17 protein-coding genes are annotated in these 17,853 nt (G+C 28.4%); 5 read left to right on the top strand and 12 right to left on the bottom strand.

Features of this window, described 5'->3' with window-relative positions; all coding sequences use genetic code 11:
• Window positions 1–207: 207 nt before the first annotated feature.
• Both J2127_RS05475 and J2127_RS05480 read left to right on the top strand, forming a co-directional pair.
• Entirely contained in the window at window positions 208–933 is a 726-nt protein-coding gene (locus J2127_RS05475) for an AzlC family ABC transporter permease (RefSeq protein WP_432442927.1), read from the top strand.
• A 93-nt stretch (window positions 934–1,026) separates the two neighbouring features.
• Complete coding sequence (locus tag J2127_RS05480; RefSeq protein WP_209732562.1) at window positions 1,027–1,434, top strand: hypothetical protein; 408 nt, start codon at window positions 1,027–1,029, stop codon at window positions 1,432–1,434.
• Window positions 1,435–1,745: 311 nt separating this feature from the next.
• Here J2127_RS05480 and selD read toward each other — a convergent pair whose 3' ends face one another.
• The 4 genes from selD to J2127_RS05500 form a co-directional block, all read right to left on the bottom strand.
• Window positions 1,746–2,840 (bottom strand): selenide, water dikinase SelD, encoded by a 1,095-nt coding sequence (selD, locus tag J2127_RS05485; protein WP_209732563.1) that lies wholly within the window; start codon window positions 2,838–2,840, stop codon window positions 1,746–1,748.
• Window positions 2,841–3,074: 234 nt separating this feature from the next.
• Window positions 3,075–3,659: a pyruvate kinase alpha/beta domain-containing protein gene (locus J2127_RS05490; protein WP_209732564.1), complete on the bottom strand. Its 585-nt coding sequence runs from the start codon at window positions 3,657–3,659 to the stop codon at window positions 3,075–3,077.
• A 119-nt stretch (window positions 3,660–3,778) separates the two neighbouring features.
• A complete protein-coding gene (gene rnz, locus J2127_RS05495; protein ID WP_209732565.1) occupies window positions 3,779–4,777 on the bottom strand; it encodes a ribonuclease Z in 999 nt (332 codons plus the stop codon).
• Window positions 4,778–4,957: 180 nt separating this feature from the next.
• Window positions 4,958–5,518 carry an MBL fold metallo-hydrolase gene (locus tag J2127_RS05500; protein ID WP_209732566.1) on the bottom strand — a complete coding sequence of 187 codons (561 nt, stop codon included), beginning with the start codon at window positions 5,516–5,518 and terminating at the stop codon, window positions 4,958–4,960.
• Window positions 5,519–5,923: 405 nt separating this feature from the next.
• On the opposite strand from J2127_RS05500, the gene J2127_RS05505 reads away from it, so the two are divergent.
• A complete protein-coding gene (locus J2127_RS05505) occupies window positions 5,924–6,799 on the top strand; it encodes an RlmE family RNA methyltransferase (RefSeq protein WP_209732567.1) in 876 nt (291 codons plus the stop codon).
• A gap of 136 nt (window positions 6,800–6,935) precedes the next feature.
• Here J2127_RS05505 and J2127_RS05510 read toward each other — a convergent pair whose 3' ends face one another.
• The 4 genes from J2127_RS05510 to J2127_RS05525 all read right to left on the bottom strand — a co-directional run bounded on the left by J2127_RS05510 (window position 6,936) and on the right by J2127_RS05525 (window position 11,591).
• On the bottom strand, window positions 6,936–8,516 hold the full coding sequence (locus tag J2127_RS05510) for an MATE family efflux transporter (RefSeq protein WP_209732568.1): 1,581 nt from the start codon (window positions 8,514–8,516) through the stop codon (window positions 6,936–6,938).
• A gap of 247 nt (window positions 8,517–8,763) precedes the next feature.
• Window positions 8,764–9,369: a hypothetical protein gene (locus J2127_RS05515; protein WP_209732569.1), complete on the bottom strand. Its 606-nt coding sequence runs from the start codon at window positions 9,367–9,369 to the stop codon at window positions 8,764–8,766.
• Between the two features lie 244 nt (window positions 9,370–9,613).
• Window positions 9,614–10,477, bottom strand: a complete 864-nt coding sequence (gene sucD, locus J2127_RS05520; RefSeq protein WP_209732570.1) for a succinate--CoA ligase subunit alpha — start codon at window positions 10,475–10,477, stop codon at window positions 9,614–9,616.
• A gap of 181 nt (window positions 10,478–10,658) precedes the next feature.
• Complete coding sequence (locus J2127_RS05525; RefSeq protein ID WP_209732571.1) at window positions 10,659–11,591, bottom strand: EF-Tu/IF-2/RF-3 family GTPase; 933 nt, start codon at window positions 11,589–11,591, stop codon at window positions 10,659–10,661.
• Between the two features lie 646 nt (window positions 11,592–12,237).
• Between J2127_RS05525 and J2127_RS05530 the strand changes: the two genes are divergently transcribed.
• Window positions 12,238–12,612: a 30S ribosomal protein S6e gene (locus J2127_RS05530; RefSeq protein WP_209732572.1), complete on the top strand. Its 375-nt coding sequence runs from the start codon at window positions 12,238–12,240 to the stop codon at window positions 12,610–12,612.
• A 167-nt stretch (window positions 12,613–12,779) separates the two neighbouring features.
• On the opposite strand, the gene J2127_RS05535 is transcribed toward J2127_RS05530, so the two are convergent.
• Window positions 12,780–13,118: an AzlD domain-containing protein gene (locus J2127_RS05535; protein ID WP_209732573.1), complete on the bottom strand. Its 339-nt coding sequence runs from the start codon at window positions 13,116–13,118 to the stop codon at window positions 12,780–12,782.
• 158 nt (window positions 13,119–13,276) lie between these two features.
• Complete coding sequence (locus J2127_RS05540) at window positions 13,277–13,657, bottom strand: carboxymuconolactone decarboxylase family protein (protein ID WP_209732574.1); 381 nt, start codon at window positions 13,655–13,657, stop codon at window positions 13,277–13,279.
• Between the two features lie 558 nt (window positions 13,658–14,215).
• On the opposite strand from J2127_RS05540, the gene J2127_RS05545 reads away from it, so the two are divergent.
• A complete protein-coding gene (locus J2127_RS05545; RefSeq protein ID WP_209732575.1) occupies window positions 14,216–15,460 on the top strand; it encodes an aldo/keto reductase in 1,245 nt (414 codons plus the stop codon).
• A 42-nt stretch (window positions 15,461–15,502) separates the two neighbouring features.
• Here the strand turns inward: J2127_RS05545 and J2127_RS05550 are convergent, their stop codons facing one another.
• Both J2127_RS05550 and J2127_RS05555 read right to left on the bottom strand, forming a co-directional pair.
• Window positions 15,503–15,883 carry a hypothetical protein gene (locus tag J2127_RS05550; protein WP_209732576.1) on the bottom strand — a complete coding sequence of 127 codons (381 nt, stop codon included), beginning with the start codon at window positions 15,881–15,883 and terminating at the stop codon, window positions 15,503–15,505.
• A 2-nt stretch (window positions 15,884–15,885) separates the two neighbouring features.
• On the bottom strand, window positions 15,886–17,838 hold the full coding sequence (locus J2127_RS05555; RefSeq protein WP_209732577.1) for a hypothetical protein: 1,953 nt from the start codon (window positions 17,836–17,838) through the stop codon (window positions 15,886–15,888).
• Window positions 17,839–17,853 lie beyond the last annotated feature (15 nt).

Raw genomic sequence — 17,853 nt, forward strand, 5'->3', positions numbered from 1 at the left:
ATAATCTAATTAACTAACTAGTAATTAAGGTATAATAGGGATTCTATGCGAAATAACAGTACAAATAATGAAAATATGGATGGAAATAAAAATAAAAATAAAAGTAAGCATCATAAGGGATATAAAAAATATTTAAATTTTAAAAAATATAAGAATGATGAAAAATATAGTAAATACCATAGCTATTTTGAAGGATTTGAAGATGCAATGCCGATATCTATCGGTTACATACCCATAGCCGTTGCTTTTGGGATATTGGCAAAATCAATAGGGATTCCAGATTATATATGTATATTAATGTCCGTTATTGTATTTGCAGGGGCTAGTCAGTTTATAGGCGTAAATCTAATTGCATTGGGTTCTTCATCTTTTGAAATAGTAATTACAACGTTTATATTGAATTTAAGGCATTTATTACTATCCTCTTCATTATCTCAACAGATGGACTATCAACACAAATCTAGAAAGTTTTTAAGTGCACTATCTTTTGGCATAACAGACGAGTCTTTCGTAGTAGCTTCGTTAAAAAACACTAAAAATAACAAGAATAATAACCATACGGACGATTCAGGCAATACGGTTCCTAAAAAGTTGTGTCCGGAATACGTATTGTCTTTAAATCTAATTGGGTTTATGGCATGGGTTTTCGGAACATTTTTAGGTGTTTTTGTAGCAGAAGGATTGCCTTCGTCAATTCAATCTTGTTTGGGTATCGCACTATACGCAATGTTTATTGGTTTATTAATTCCTGCAATTAAAGACTCCAGAAAAGTCCTAAAAATAGTTATAATTGCTTTACTAGTTGGTTCTTTAATCAATATGATAAATTCAATGGTTTTATTAAATTATCTATCCGTTGGTTGGATAATTATATTTTCTACATTGATATCTGCGCTAATTAGTGCGTATGCCTTTCCAAAAAAAGATAAATAGTCTTTTATAAAATGGAGTAGTATTATTGATAGTATTATGATTATATGTAAAGGTTATATACTCCAAATGACAATATATTAGTGAGGTGAGTATGTGAATTTTAAAAAACTTGTTACTATCCCCATAATATTATTTTATCTTTGTGTTACATTATCATTTTCGGGATGTATCGGCGGTGACGATGAAGTCAACATGCCTCAAAATAGCGGTAAACAGTTAAATTTAAAATATTTGGAAGCAAGGATAAATTCAGACGTTCAGGTATCTATTGTAAGCTATAATAACGATAAAGAAGAGTTATATATTGCATACAATACAGATAAAACTACAAATGAATCAGTAACTGATGAATTAAATGTGGTTATTGAAGATGTAAGAAATCACATTGAAAGTAACGGAATTGCATACCCCAAAACGCTTAAATTTGAAATTAATCTTAAAAATAAAAACAATGAAAAAATTATTGTCTCAAAAAATTATAGTGATTTCTTTAAAAAATAGATAATAACCTATAAATAATAAGATACGGACAATAAATCCCCTAATATCAAATTAGTCATTACTTAGAATAGTTGTACTTTCCCCAAAATATTATTTTTTTACTAATTTTTAATTAATCTTAATTAGTATTCGCTAACATTAATTAGACTTAATTAGACTTAATTAGACTTAATTAGTTTTTAATTGATTTTTAAATTATCATATAATATATTTCAAAAAAGTTAGATCTCTAAAAATATTACTTAAAATCAGTTGTACAACCAATTAAAAATCCTCCAAAAGGTTAGGATAAATAATGGTTGCATGTGCAATTAAACGTTGATTATTTTAAAATCATCAGATAGTTGAGCTTTTCCTTGTTTTATATTATTTAATTGATTATGTTCATTATCGGCATTATTATTTTCGTCACTAACGCCTACTTCAACAACTTTGCCCACTTTAAAAGCATAGCAATCGTTGTCTTGGAGTTTTTTAACTAAATCTTCTGCATATTTTGAATCTACTGAAATTAACAGTCCACCAGCTGTTTCAGCACCCCTGCCAGTCATTAAAGCATGTCCAAACATAGATGCTAATTCATCCGTACCTTTAATGATTGGTAATGCGTCGATTATAATATCTACACCACTTTGCTCCGCCATTTCTTGAGAGTGTCCCAATATACCAAAACCGGTTACATCAGTCATTGAATTAGCTATTTTTATACCTAATTCAGCCTCAAGCTCCCTTAATACTAAAAGTGCCTTTCTGTTGGATAAAGTCATTAATTCAACCGCAAAATCAACAATTCTGCTAATTTCAGCTTTGTCTAAATCTAGCATATCCAAATATTCGTCAGTGACACGAGATAATGCCATAGCAGTTTGATTCCCCAGAGGTTTTGTTAAAATAAGGGCACTATTAGGTTTTGCACCAGATTTCATCAAAACGTCTTCTTCTTTGCCTATACCCGTTACAGAACCGCCGATTATAGGCACTGGATTCAATATGGTGTGACCGCCGATTATAGATGTTTCATTGTCTCTGCAAAAGTCCTGGAAGCCTCTTAGCATTTCCCTTGCGGCTTCGATGGGGAGATTCATAGGTATTCCCATTATTACTAGTACGCCAATTACATCCGTTAGCCCCATTGCGTAAATGTCGCTCGTAGAGTTACAAGCTGCTATTTTTCCCTGCGTATAAGGGTCATCTACAATGGGCGTAAATACGTCAACTGTTTTGGCAATTGCCATTCCGTTACGGATTATAACTGAGGAATCATCGCCTAAACCTACTTTAACATTTTTAATATCTTTTTCATCAACTATACCTTTAACAAGTACTTCAAGCTCAGTATTTGGTAATTTACAAGCTCAACCGTGTAATTCTACCATTTCTGTTAACTTAACGTCTTTAAAGCTCATTGTATCATACCCTCGATAATTAATAAATATAATTTTGATGTAATCTAAAATACAAATTAGGTATAATCCTAAATATTTTAGATATAATTAGATATAATCTAATACAATTATAAAAGATTCTAAATAATATATTGTAAAATTTACTATATAATCGTATTTATCCAAAATATTAGTAATTAAAGAAATATTTATAATACTAATACCCATTAGGTATTTTAATATATTATAAATTAGTTATATAGTTTTCTTTTTATTTTTAGGCTTACAAAGTATTTCTTTTAATGCAATTTCAAAAAAGTTATTCATATTAGCGGGTTTTATAATCACTGCACAGTCTGAACCCTTACTTGAGCCACCCAATGCAATTATATCCTTTTTAGTTGATATGTAGCCAGAATCAGCAGCCATAACCGTTACTTCGTATGCTACTTTCAAGCCTTGTCCAAAAGTCCTTAAAGTTTCTGCGATTATTTCCACAGGACCGTATCCTCCAAATTTTTTGGAAATACCCCTTTCAACACCGCTCAAAGCGTGCGTAGCTCTTACTACCTTTGCACCCTTACTTTTTAACTCATTTTCTGTTTCTTCCGTCATTGGGTTAATATCTTCACCAGAAAATCCCTGATGATAAGTTACTGCAACTAAATTTATTTTTCTAGTAATTCCAGAGTTATTTATCATATCTATTAACTTTAAAGCTGTTTTACCCGTTGTAGATGCCAATACAATGTCATTAAGGGACTCATCTTCTTTTAACCTATCTATTGCACATTTTAAAGTTTCTTCCGTATTTTCCACACCTGGTTGTTCAAAATACATTTGATAAACACCTCTATTTTTTAATAGTTTATAGTAAGCTAAATAAGCTAAATAAATTATAATACGTTAAATTATCCAAATAAATTATAATATGTATAATAACGTATAATATTTTATAATTATTTGTTAGAATTTAAAACTTTCAATTTTTTTAAGTCATATTCCATAAAATCTCTTGCAATTTCTATTTTAATATTTTTGCCATGTACTGTGGACTTTTCCAAATATGTATCAATTTCTGTTTCATATGCTTTAACGGACCTATAACGAGCTGATATGTGTGTTATAATCAACTGCTTAACACCGGAAATTTCTGAAATCTTCAAAGCTTCCTCAAAAGTGGAGTGCATAGTTTCTAAGGCATTTTCTAAAAGTGAACTATCAAAGGTGGCCTCGTGAACTAAAACTTTACAATTTAAATCATTTAAAAATTTTGCAAAATTATAAACTGGTCTAGTATCTCCTGAATAGGCAAATGACGCACCGTCGGTATTTGATACAAGCACATCCTCAGGCATTATGGTTTTTTTAATGGCTTTTCCATCCTCAAAAACTTCTATTTCAACACTATTTCCATCTTTTAAATCTTTTAATTTAGAACCTATTTCAATTCCAAATTCTCTAACCTTATTCATATCCATTTTAGGAGCTTTTAATTCCTTAAATACATATGCAAGTGAAGGCACTGAATGATTAGTCGGATAACAGTATATTTCATAGCCATTACCTGACTTATTGGTTGAAAGTATTTTATTAGGCTTTAATTCTAACTCTAAAACTTCTATGTCATAACTAATTGAATGATAACCTATTTTTAAAATATATTCAATCATTTCTGCCGTTTTTGGAGGCCCATATATTTTTAATGGTCTTTTTCTGTTTGATAATGCCATGGATTGTAATAAACCGCCCAATCCTAAAACATGGTCCCCATGCAAATGAGATATGAATATATTATTTATTTTCATAGGCGATACATTCGTATTCATCATTTGACGTTGAACATTTTCTCCGCAATCAAATAAAAAATATTCTCCATTATATCTTAAAGCTAATCCTGTATGTGCTCTTTCTTTTGTGGGTACTGAAGCACTTGTTCCTAAAAAGGTCAATATCATTATATCCCATCAATTACTACAATTATATCGTAGCATATTGTTTCTTTTTATTTATTATTCTATTTTTTATTATTCTATTTTTCTTTTTATTTTAGTATTGGTTTACATTTATTTAGTATTTTACTTTATTTATTATTATTTATTTAGTTATTCATTAAATAATGGTTAATTCTTAATTATTTAATAATCAGCGTAATCTTCAATATTCAATAAACCATCATGTCCAGTTATTATATTCTTACGTAAATTTTTAATTTTATTTAGGGATTCTGTTGCTAATTCCTTATCTTCATGTACTTTAGGCGGTAAATTTTTAAAAATATTGTTTTTTACAGGTATGGCGTCACCAGAAACTATATAATCCCCATATATTATCGCAATACTATCCATAGTATGCCCTAGAACTTCCATAATCTTTATTCCATATTTTGAGAGCCCTTCTTCAAAATCTTTGTAATTATTGTAGGTTATAATTCTCGCATTTTTAAATAACTCGTTATTTTCAATATGGTCGTAATGATGATGAGTATTGATTACATAATCAATATTTTCAAGTTTTACGCCCAAACTGTTAAATTTATTTATTAAAAACTCCTTTTTATCTTTTGTAGATGTATCAATAACTATTCTAATGGTTTTTCCATTTGCCATTCCTTCTATGTATGTTACCGAGGAAGACGCAGAAAGTGGTTTTAAACTAGAAGAATATGTTATATCACCCGTATAAATTAATTTAATCATGTTTCACCAAATAATTATGAAATTTAATAAATAGTATACTTAAAATATTTATCATACTTTAGTACAATTACTAGAATTTACCATAATTTAGTATAATTTAGTATACTTTATTATATATTTTTTATTTATATTTATATATAATAACAGCTAATGGTTAATGTACGATTAAAGCATACAATTTTGTTGATTTAATATTTATTTATAATTTAATATACGTTACTGTTTTAATTAACATACTTTAAATTATATTTTAAAAGATAGTGAAGAGTATATTCGTATGAGATATTCGGATATACCCAACTTTATACAAATTAATAATAAAATTAAAGATAAAACTTAAAGATAAAACTTAAAGATAAAACTTAAAGAAAATTAACGATAAGATTTAAAGATAAAGGTGTAATCATGGGAAAAAAGGATAAAAGATGGGTACTTCAAAGAAAAAGAGATTTCTACTACAATTTGGCTAAAAAAAATCAATATAGGTCAAGAGCCACCTACAAACTATTTCAATTGAATGAAAAATTCAATTTTATTAAAGAAGACAACGTAGTAATCGACCTAGGTTGCGCACCTGGCGGTTGGCTACAGTCAGCTCGTGAAATAGTCGGTGAAGAGGGCTTTGTCGTAGGTATCGATCTTCAAAAAGTTAAACCTCTTAATTATGACAACGTCATAGCTATTAAGGGTGATATGACCAAAGAAGAGATACTTAAGGAAGCAGTATCTCACTTACCAAGAAACCCTGACGTAATAATTTGCGATGCTTCGCCAAACGTTAGTGGAGTTTGGGACGTTGACCACACCTGCTCATTGATATTAACTACAATGGCACTTATGACATCTACCAGAGTACTAAAAAAAGGTGGTAACTTCGTAGTTAAAGTATTCCAGGGCGATTTATTTAATAAATATACAGATTTAGTCAGTACATACTTTGATAAAGTTATTACTACAAAACCAAAAGCTTCAAGGGGCGAAAGCGCTGAAGTTTATGTTATCGGTAGAAGATTTAACGGAAAATTATTTGATTTAGAATCAGAACATCCACTTGCTAAGTTATTGAAAAATAGCCTTCAAGAATCAGGCGAAAAGATTACTGAAATCAAAAAAGAAAGAAAAATTAAAATAAATAGTTCAAAAGGAACTAATACTGTAGAAACAGCTGTAACTGCCGAAGATATTCAAAATGATGAAAAAGAAAATTTAATAATTAAAAAGGATGAAAAAAATCCTGAATTATTAATAAAACACATCCGAGAGATGAGGAAAAACAAATAATAAATAAATAATAAATAATAAATAATAAAAAATATTTCTATTTTTAATTTTATTTAACGTATTTAACGTATTTAACGTATTCTTTGATTTTTAGATATCCCTGTAATTGCCTATACGATATAGCTTTTTTTATATATTATTCGTCTACGTGTTTAATTTCCGACTTATTAAAGGTCTTAGAGTCAAAGAGATGGCGTTTAACAAGTATCAACGAAACAACCAAAGCAATATACTCTGCGATAGGCATGGCATACCAAATTCCGGTTACTCCATAATATTGAGGCAATATTAGAATTAAAGGTATTAAAAATATTGTAGAACGAGACAACATTAAAAATACGGATGTTTTGTACTTGTAAACGGATTGGAAATAAGTTATAGATATCAACGTAACTCCTACGATTATAAAATATATCGAATGTATTTTTAATCCAAACATGGATGTATTTATGAATAATAAGTCCGAACTATTGAATAAACGTACCAAAAGCTCCGCAAAGATATTTACAATAGCATATATGACTAAACCCAGTGCTAAATTTATTAAGGATGCTTTTTTGAAGATTTCTCTTACCCTCTCAATCTTGTCGGCACCGTAATTGTAACTTATAAGTGGTTGAACACCTAAAGAAACACCATATATTACGAAAAATGCCAAACCTGATACGTAAGAAACAGTACCGAATGCAGAGACATCTAATGAAGTACCATATGCTAAAAATTGTATATTATGAATAAATACCAATAAAGCAAATGCGAACTCCCCTAAAAATCCTGGAAAACCTGCAAATGCTATTTTTTTAACAGTATGGACATTTTTTAGAGAATCCATTATCTCTTCTTTTTTATTTTTATAATTATTTAATGGTTTATATTTTAAATTATCTTTAATGTTATCTTTAATGTTATCTTTAATGTTATCTTTAAAATTATCTGTTATATCTTGTTTATCGTTATTTTTATTATTCTTATCATTATTCTTAGTATTTATATCGTCCTTTACAGAATTAATTGTATTATTTTTCGTTTTATCAAATTTTTCGAATAATTTTAGCCTTAAATTTGATTTGCCACAAAGAAAATGCTCAAGATATATTATAAAAACTACAGATTGAGACAATAACGTGGCAATTGCTGCACCCATAATTCCATAACCTAAGATTGCTATGAATAAGCCATCTAGTATAATATTTAATATGGCGCCCGTAGTCATTGCATACATTGCTTTAGTAGGGAATCCATCATTCCTAACCAAGCTGTCGAATGCTACAGTACTCAAGGTTATTATGGCACCATATATGAATATACTAGAGTAATTTAAAGCCTCTGTAAAGTAAATACCCTTAGCTCCGATAATTTTCAACAAAATTTCAGTTATGGGCATTCCGGTTAACATTATGATTGCTGAAACAATTATCATGTATAAAAAGGTAGTTGATAGGATTTTTTCGGCTTCGTCTTTATTTTTCATACCTAAATTGATTGAAATTAACGTTGCGCCCCCTAAACCGAACATAATACCTATACCATAAATAGATATCAAAAATGGCCAAGCAAAAGCTATACTTGCCAGCCCGTAAGAACCCACGTAATTTCCTACGAAAATACCATCCACTACAGTGTAAATTCCACTAACCAACATTCCTACGGTAGCAGGAATTGCGTATCTTACGATTAATCGGTTTATACTTTCATTTTCTAGTTTATTATAGTCCATATGAATCACTATTTATAAATCATAATTTTATAGTCTATTTTTATAGTCTATTTTTATAGTCTAATTTTGTATAATTGTATAATTGAATATAACGTAAATTAAATTTTTTTAATTTATTATCAAATATACATAAATTATGATATATATAATTAAAGAAATATCGAAAAATTGAAATTGATTAGTTTGAAGTTTGAAAAATGATTAATTTAAAAAGAAGAATAAAAATTTAAATAAACGAAAATGGATGTTAGTAAACTTCCCTGTTGCATACAACTACCAATACATTATCTTGGAAATACTTAAATTTAGTTTCAAGTTCTCTTTTGATTTCTTCGGAAATTTCTTCGTATATTGTATAACTAAAATTATCATTATCTGAATCAATGACGTTATTCAAGATTTTGGAGTTATTTTTGAGATTTTCGGTTTCATTTGAATTCTCGAGATTAATGCTAAGAATACATTTTCCCTGGGTTTCACGGATTCCTTTTTTAATTTTAAAATTTAAAGTTCCTCCATATTCTTTAATCGATTCATTCTGTTGGATATAATCGATAACATCTTCCAAAATTGCACTTAAACTTGCGTTACTAAATTTTTTAGGCGTTAATTTAAATATATAATTGTTTAAATGTAATCGATATAACCCCCACGATAAAACATAATAAAAATCATATATTTTATACTCCAAATACTTATAAAAAAAAGCAAGTAATACATAATGCAACCCGTGTGCATCTAATTTTTTACAAACTTGTTTAGCTTGATAGTATATATAACGTCGATGTGTTTCTCTTATCATGTCTAAAAATATTAGGTACAAGACAATTATTTCAATAGCCAATATGTCCATTTATTACCCCTCACAATCTTAGCGAGTAATGTATACGTTAGATGTATATAATTCTTTTAATTATTTAAATATACCATATGAGTCACGGGTTCAAATAAGATTAAAACTAAATTAAAATCAAAATATAAACTTAAACTTAAAGAATCGTAATTCAAAGTTATAAAACTTATAAATTTATAAAAATATTAATGTTGGGTATTAATATTAATAATTTAATATTTAATAATTAATATTTAATAAAATATTAAATTACTTCATTTATTAAAGTAGGAATTTCTGAAATTTTCTTAGCAACTAATGCGCCAGCTTCTTCGAGTGCTTTCATTTTACTTTGCGCAGTTCCTGCTCCTTTTTCAATTATTGCACCAGCGTGACCCATTCTTTTTCCTTCAGGTGCAGATTGTCCGGCAATGTATGAAATTACAGGTTTTTTCATCTTATGGATTAATTTTTCCGCTGTTTCTTCTTCAGCAGAGCCTCCAATTTCTCCTATCATAACAATTGCGTCTGTTTCATTGTCTTTTTCAAATCTTTCCAATATCTCCATGTATCTTAAACCAATGATTGGGTCGCCACCTATTCCAACACAGGTTGACTGTCCATGTCCATTTTGAGTTAATTGGTTTGCAACCTCGTAGGTTAAAGTTCCACTTCTTGAAACCATTCCGATGTTACCTTCTTTTAAAACACTCATTGGTATGATACCCATTTTTCCAACTTTTGGAGATGCTAAACCTGGAGTATTAGGTCCTATGATATCAACACCGCATTTTTTGCCATAATTTACAATATCGATGGCATCTTGAACAGGTATGTGCTCTGTTATGATTGTAACCAGCTTTAAACCTGCGTCAATAGCTTCAAAAGCTGCATCTTTTGCAAAAGGTGCTGGAATAAATATTACTGAAGCATTAGCGTCATATTCTTCAACAGTTTCTAAAACTGAATCAAAAACTGGTACGCCTTGAACATTTTGACCCTTTTTACCTGGCGTTACACCTGCAACAACATTTGTATTTGCTTCTAACATGTTTTTTGTATGGAATCTACCCTGATTTCCAGTAATCCCCTGAACAATAACTCTGGTATCTTCGTTTAAAAGTATCATAGACACACCCTTATTATTTTGATTATTATTTTAAACTATTATCTTTTTAATATTGGATATATTATTTTTTATTTTAATTTTCATTATTTTATTAATTTATTAATTTATTTTTTTATTTTATTATCTTTTATCATATCTTTTTGGTATGAATTATATTATTTTTTTATAGTATTATTTTATCTTATTGAATTTTTGAAACGCCCATAATTCTAACTTTTGCACTTCCGTCTAAAAGTACTAAATTATCGCCTTTTTCATAAACTACTGGTTTTAACAATTTTAATTTCAAATCATCGCCGTTTTTCTCTTCTACAGTACAGCTTACAGATTGTAAACCAACTACGATTTGGTAGCCTTCGCCTGCGTTTATTTCCTTGTTCATGTATGGGTTCCACTTCATTGTAACGCTTAATTCATCTGAAACGCTTAATTCATCTTTTGATAAGATCATACCACGATCTAAATCTTCTACAGAAACGCCTTTCAATGCAAGTCCTACTCTTGAACCTTTTGGAGCTTCTTTAACATCTTTATCGTGAACCTGCATACTTTTAACCATTGCTTTCTTTGTTGTTGGGTACATGGTTAAATTATCGTGAACAGCGACTTCTCCCTTATCCACTTTGCCTAATATCACAGTACCGACACTTTTAACGGAGAAGAAATGGTCTATTGGTATTTTTTGAATTTCTTCGCCTTCAGGTTTTACTTCAGGCAATGCTGCCATTTTTTCACGGATAACTATGTAATCTTTTTCGATTATTTCAAAGTCTTTCATTGAAGTAGCACTTAATATTGCTTTTAACTGCTCTAAATCAATATATTCACCAGCTACGATAAATCCTCTTTTAACTCCACACATGTCAAGTGCCAATAAGGTTTCCGCAATATCCTGGGTTAATTCATCGATAAACAGAAGCGCATATTCTGTCATATTTATTGCATAAATTAAAGGATGAATTCTTTCAGGATACCTTGTAGGCTCAATATATACTACAGAATCATCGTCTTTTTTATAGTTATAAAGAGTTATATCGGTTGAAGTTCCTTTTTTTCCAATTTCCTTTCCTGCGTCTTTGAAATTGCCGTATAAACCAATTGAAACGTTTTTCATAATTTACCTCTTATTAAAGTATTATAACGTATTATAACGTATTAAAATGAATTTTAATAATATTGAATTTAATAATATTGTATCATAGTACTCGTATTAATATTTGAAAAATGAATATTTATATTTAATGTATCATTCAAATAATATTGAAATAATATTGAAATAATTATTAATTGATAATTCTCGATTAAATAATCAGATAATCAAATCGTAATAAGTATAAATAACGAATTTAAGTATAATAAAGTTTTCATCATATATTTAACTTACATACTAAATTATAACAAACAATTATAATAACAAACAATTATAAATTCAAAAATATAGTTTATAATATAATTTAATTAATTAATATAATTTAATATAATTTAATATAACTAATATACTTCAAAAATGCAAAAGTATAAAAATAATAGTACAATATATTATCAAGACGGGTTATCAAGAGAAAATCGGAAACACATAAATGTAGAATAACGGCCAAGGTAAATTAGTTACAATATTGCGGAAAAGGAGTAACTAATTAAAATTTAAAATTATATGGATATATTATATAATAAAATATCATATAATAAAAAACGTAAAAATAAAAAATAATACAAGATATATATCTAAATAATCAAAAAAAACTAAAGAGAGTGAAAACATGGCATTTAAAATTGTTATCGCAGACCCTAAAGAAGGTAAATCATTCCAAAAAGAAATAGAAAGCAGAGCTTTAATCGGTAAAAAAATCGGTGATGAAATCGACGGTTCAATCGTAGAATTAGAAGGATTCAAATTAAAAATTACCGGCGGTAGTGACAAATGTGGTTTCGCAATGAGACACGATGTACACGGTAACGCAAAACAAAAAGTATTATTAAGACAAGGACCTGCTTACCACCCAAAAGACGATGGAATCAGAAGAAGAAAAAGCATCAGAGGAAACACAATCTCATTAGATGTTGTTCAAATCAACATGAAAGTTATTGAAGGTCCTAAACCATTATCAGAAGTATTCGGTGCAGATGCTGAATAATTAAATTCTATAGATTATAGAATTATATAATTTTAAATTTTATTTTTTTAAACTATTTTAAGCTATTTTAAACCATATTAAAAAGTAAAAAGTATTTTTTTATTTTTAAAATTTTAAAAAAGTATTTAAGTATTGAAATATTTAAGTATTGAAATATTTGATTTAGTTCATAACGCCAATATAGAAGATAGGAAATTTTGGAAAATATAAACTCCCAATATTGCTCCAAATATAACAATTATAACATTTACACGCTTATATGCCAATATTATAGCAATACTAGTTCCAAATATCGCTGAAGCCATACTATCTGTGGAGTATAATACATTAGGGAATATTAATGCACTTAATGCACAGTAAGGCATATACTGAAAAAATGAATTCCAAAAAGGACTCAATTTAACCTCTTTTAATAAAACAATTGGCAAAACTCGGGGAATGTAAGTTACTAAGCCCATAAATATTATTATCAGTATTAAAGTCGGTTCATCAAATGTATTTATCATAAATATCCTCTAATTAAAATTTATCTTCTATATTTGTTATTTTGTTATCCTAATTGTTATTTTAGTATTTTAGTATTTTATAGAGTTATAATTCTATAACATATATTTTTAGTTATGTTAATTATTTGACGTTTAAATCATTTGTTATTATATTGGGATTATTCTTCCCCGTAAAATTGATTTATCTTTTGCATGGAACGTGTAGCTTTTGATAAAACTGCAGAATTTGCAAGTGAACCTGCGACCATAACTGCGGTCATGATTTGTTCATCAGTTATTCCCATTTTTTTACCTGCGTCGATGTGGAAATCTATACAGTGTTCGCAACCTAAAGCAGCCACTACAGCTATTGAAATTAATTCAACGGTTTTTGCGTCAAGATGTTTGTAATCATCGACTACAGCTTCGTCGTAATTAACTTTTGAAACCAAAAGTTTTGGATTTTCCGCCATTCTTTCTATTATGTAAGGGACTTTACCATATCTCTTTTTAACAACTTCTTCTATTTTATCCATATCTTTTTCAGTTAATAATTCCATTACATCACCTTTGGTTTATATTATAAATTTAATTTATTTTATAATTATATTCTATAATATATTCTACACAATATTCTATAATATATTCTATAGTATCGTCTATAGTATATTCCCTATTTTACTGCATATTTAAATTTATATTTTAAGCCTATATCTTAAAGTTATATTTTACAATTTACATTTTAGATTTATTAAACATGAATGGGGTAAATATGTTAGTAGTTTAACAAATTATATAATCATATCGCTTTAAATTATTTTTAATACAAAATATAGTCTAAATATATGGTAACATGGCTAAAAATATAATTTATATTGTTAATCACATGTGGTTAATTAGATATCTTAAATAATAATGTATATAAGTATATTAAATTTATAATAATTTATGTATGCTATTGTTAGATTCATTATTATTTTTTTCTTAATTTATGGGGATGTATACAATAAAAAATATAACTATAATACTAATCATAATACACAATTATAGTATAATACACAATTATAATATTAAATTATCTTATAGTACATTATTTTATATATATAACGGGTGGAATATTGAATTTTAGAACATTAAACAAAACAGGCGAAGAATTATCAATTTTAGGCTTCGGAGCTATGAGATTTCCATTAAAAAACGGTAGAATTGACAAAGCAAAATCTGAAGAAATGTTAACCTACGCAATCGATAATGGGGTTAATCTCATTGACACAGCTTTTCCTTACCATTTTGGAGAAAGTGAGATATTTTTAGGAAATTTCTTATCAAAATATCCCGAATATCGAGATAAAGTGAGTATATCTAACAAATTACCCCCTTGGGATGTAAAAAAATCAGAAGACATGTATAGAATATTGAATACTCAATTAAACAAGTTGCAAACAGATTGTATTGATTATTACTTCATACATAGTTTAACGAAAGATGTTTGGGATAGGCTTTTAGACCTGGGAATATTAAAATTTTTAGATGATATAAAAGAATCAAAGAAAGTAAAATACGTTGGATTCTCATTTCACGATAATTTAGAGGGATTCAAAAAAATAGCGGATTCTTACAACTGGGATATGTGCATGGTACAATATAACTACCTTGACGATGAATTACAAGCAGGGACTGAAGGAATATTATATGCAGCTCGCAAAGGTATGGGTATATTTATAATGGAGCCCCTAAGAGGCGGAAATTTAGCAAATAATGTCCCAAAAGAAATAACGGAAATTTTTGACGAATATACCAAGAAACACAAATATTTCCAAAAACCTTCAGATTGGGCATTTAAATGGGTATGGAATAATCCAAATGTTACATGCGTTTTATCAGGCATGGGTTCGTTAGAACAGCTTAAAGACAATATAGGATTAGCCAATAGCATTTCAAACCCTAATTTTTTAAATATAGATGAATTAGAAATTATTTCAAAAGCAAAAGAGATATTCAACAAAAGAATGAAAATAAAATGCACAAGTTGTAATTATTGCATGCCTTGTCCTGTAGGCGTCGATATACCCAGATGTTTTGAAATATACAATTCAAAATACTTATTTGACAGTAAAAGCTCCAAAATGGAAGCAGATTTTAAATACACTGCTCAGCTAGGGGGCGTCCTTTCAGAACCTAGGGTTGCATCAAAATGTATTCATTGCGGAAAGTGTTTAAAAGAATGTCCTCAATCGTTGCCGATACCGGATTTACTCGATGAAGTTTCCAAAGAATTCGAAAAAACAGGTTTTAAGTACAAAGTAAAATTATTTAAGACAGTTGCAGGCTTGCAAAAATTCGTTGAAAAACTTTTTAGATGAAAATAGGGAATTTAGATAAATTTGGGTAATTTTAGATAAATTTTATAAAAATAAATCTTCTAAATCATTATTTTCATCATTTTTAGATTTGTAATTTATTATTTCATACTTTATTTTTAATAATTTAGATACTGAATTCGATATTAAATTATAATCTTTTGAATTAACCTTATTTTCCAATAATAGAATTCCTTTATCAACCATATAATTTAATTTTACAATATCAGTATTGTATTCAGATTCTAAATCAGTTTCATTCGATAAATCTTGTTTAACAAGGTTATCTTGGTCATTTTGTGTAATCTCATTATCGACATTGTTGTCAGTATTGCGCTTATTAAAAGTATGATTAAAAGTATTTTTAGATGAAAATGAAAAACAATCAAGCTTTAATTGTTTATATCTTTTATTTTCATCAATCATATTTAATCTCCAAAGTATGTTATACCGCATTCACAATTTAAGTCATATGGCGGTAATAATTCAGGATATTCGAAAGGTAAAAAGGTTAAACCATTTAGTTTAAAGTGTTCATCCTTTGAAACTATCATTATTCGTTTTTTCCAGTACTTTTTTATCATTGCTATGTTATAAGCCCTTAAAATATTTCTAAATACGATATTTTGCAATATAGTTATTTCAGTATCTTTGCTTAATTCTTGGATATTTTTAATTTTTTTACCATTTACAGCTTTTAAATAAATTTCCATTTCTTTTTTGAACGTTTTGTTAATTTTTTCCAACGTATCATAGTCTAAAGTTTCAAATAAATTCAAAGAATTTAATTTGGGAATCAAATATTCTAGAAGTAAATTATCACAAATTTGGCTAAAATTATCTTGACCATATGAATCACACATATTTCGTGAAATAAGTTTAAATTCATCCACTAAATTAAAATATTTATCTCTTTTGGCAGCAGCGTCATTTAAATTTTGCTCTAAATCTATTTTTTTACAATTAGGGAAATTAATATCATTTGATTTTTCACCAACTCCATTTTCAATTTTTTCAATTTTTTCTTCCCCAATTAGCTCTAAATCATTTACTATGGAATCTATTTCTTCACTAGTGTAATAATTGGAATTTGATTTCTCGTAGGACGCCATCATCTCTCCGTATTCATTACTTGGGAATATACGCTCTACGAGGGTAGAGTAATCGTGACCAGTTTCTGATTCCGATTTTTTAAGTTCTGCAACTTCTTTAGCTTTTTCGATTATCTCTGACTCGAATTCAGGGTCGGGATTTGCAAATTTAATCCAAATGTCAGGATAACCCATTTTGGTCAATTGGTCATTGACCCACCTTTCAACATCATCTTGATATCCTCGAATAATACCCATTAAATTCCGATATATAGTCCTTGAAGTAGTTAATTCCTGACCTGAAGCTTTTATTATGCTTATACTTGTTCCTAAACCCATAAAAATCCCTGATTCGTAGTGATCCAACATTAAACTTAATAAATCAACTGGTATGTCTTTTCCAATTGAAATTGTTTCAGAGTGGAATTTTTCAGGACTGCATGGTATAATAATCCTTGTTCCATTCTGATAATTAGATAAACCAAGTTTAGCAGTCTTTAAAGCATTCACATCGTCAGAAACTGCTATAATTGTAGGCACTACTGATTTTTCAGCCATTTTTGGCATAATACTACAGCCTAACGAATACTTATGATTGGACAACTCCTGTATAGTATCGTGAATTGGGATTGGGTTATTAAAAACAGACAAATAGATATCGGAATAATATTCGTCAGCTTCTACTTGATTCCAAACGTATTTTGGTGCAATAACCACATTCACGTCACCCAAATCCCCGTCCCACCAATTACCCTGTGCTTTTGTCGCAGAATATTTTATAAAATATTCTTCTTGCTTATTCAAATATTTAAATTGATTAATAAGTTTAATTTTATCATTTTTATCATAATTAGAGGGATTTATATCGTTATTTATCCTTAACTCAATTCCTTGAGGATCAATACGATTAAGTCGGTATAAAATACATTTCCCCCTAAGTAAATAATCAGATAAGGCTTTTTTTAACTCATCTTTTTTTGAATCGATTATATTAGATATATGGGATATCTCTTTATCCGATAATTTAAAGCTGGATGTAACAGTATACGTTGTAAAAACTTGAGAATAAAGTTGTTTTAGAGCCATATTTACTGCTACATCTTTTGATATATCTATGGTATGATTTCCATTTAATATTATCGAATCTTTATCATATTTTTCATTATTTTTGGATTTAGCAATAGTTTTAATGCTTTTATTACTATTACTATTACTATTACTATTACTATTACTATTATTGGTAATACTAGTGTTACTAGTGCCTTTAATTTGAATGCCGTTTAATCTCATAACCACCATCTCGTT

Source organism: Methanococcus voltae (genome assembly GCF_017875395.1).
Taxonomy (GTDB): domain Archaea; phylum AGJL01; class Methanococci; order Methanococcales; family Methanococcaceae; genus Methanococcus; species Methanococcus voltae_C.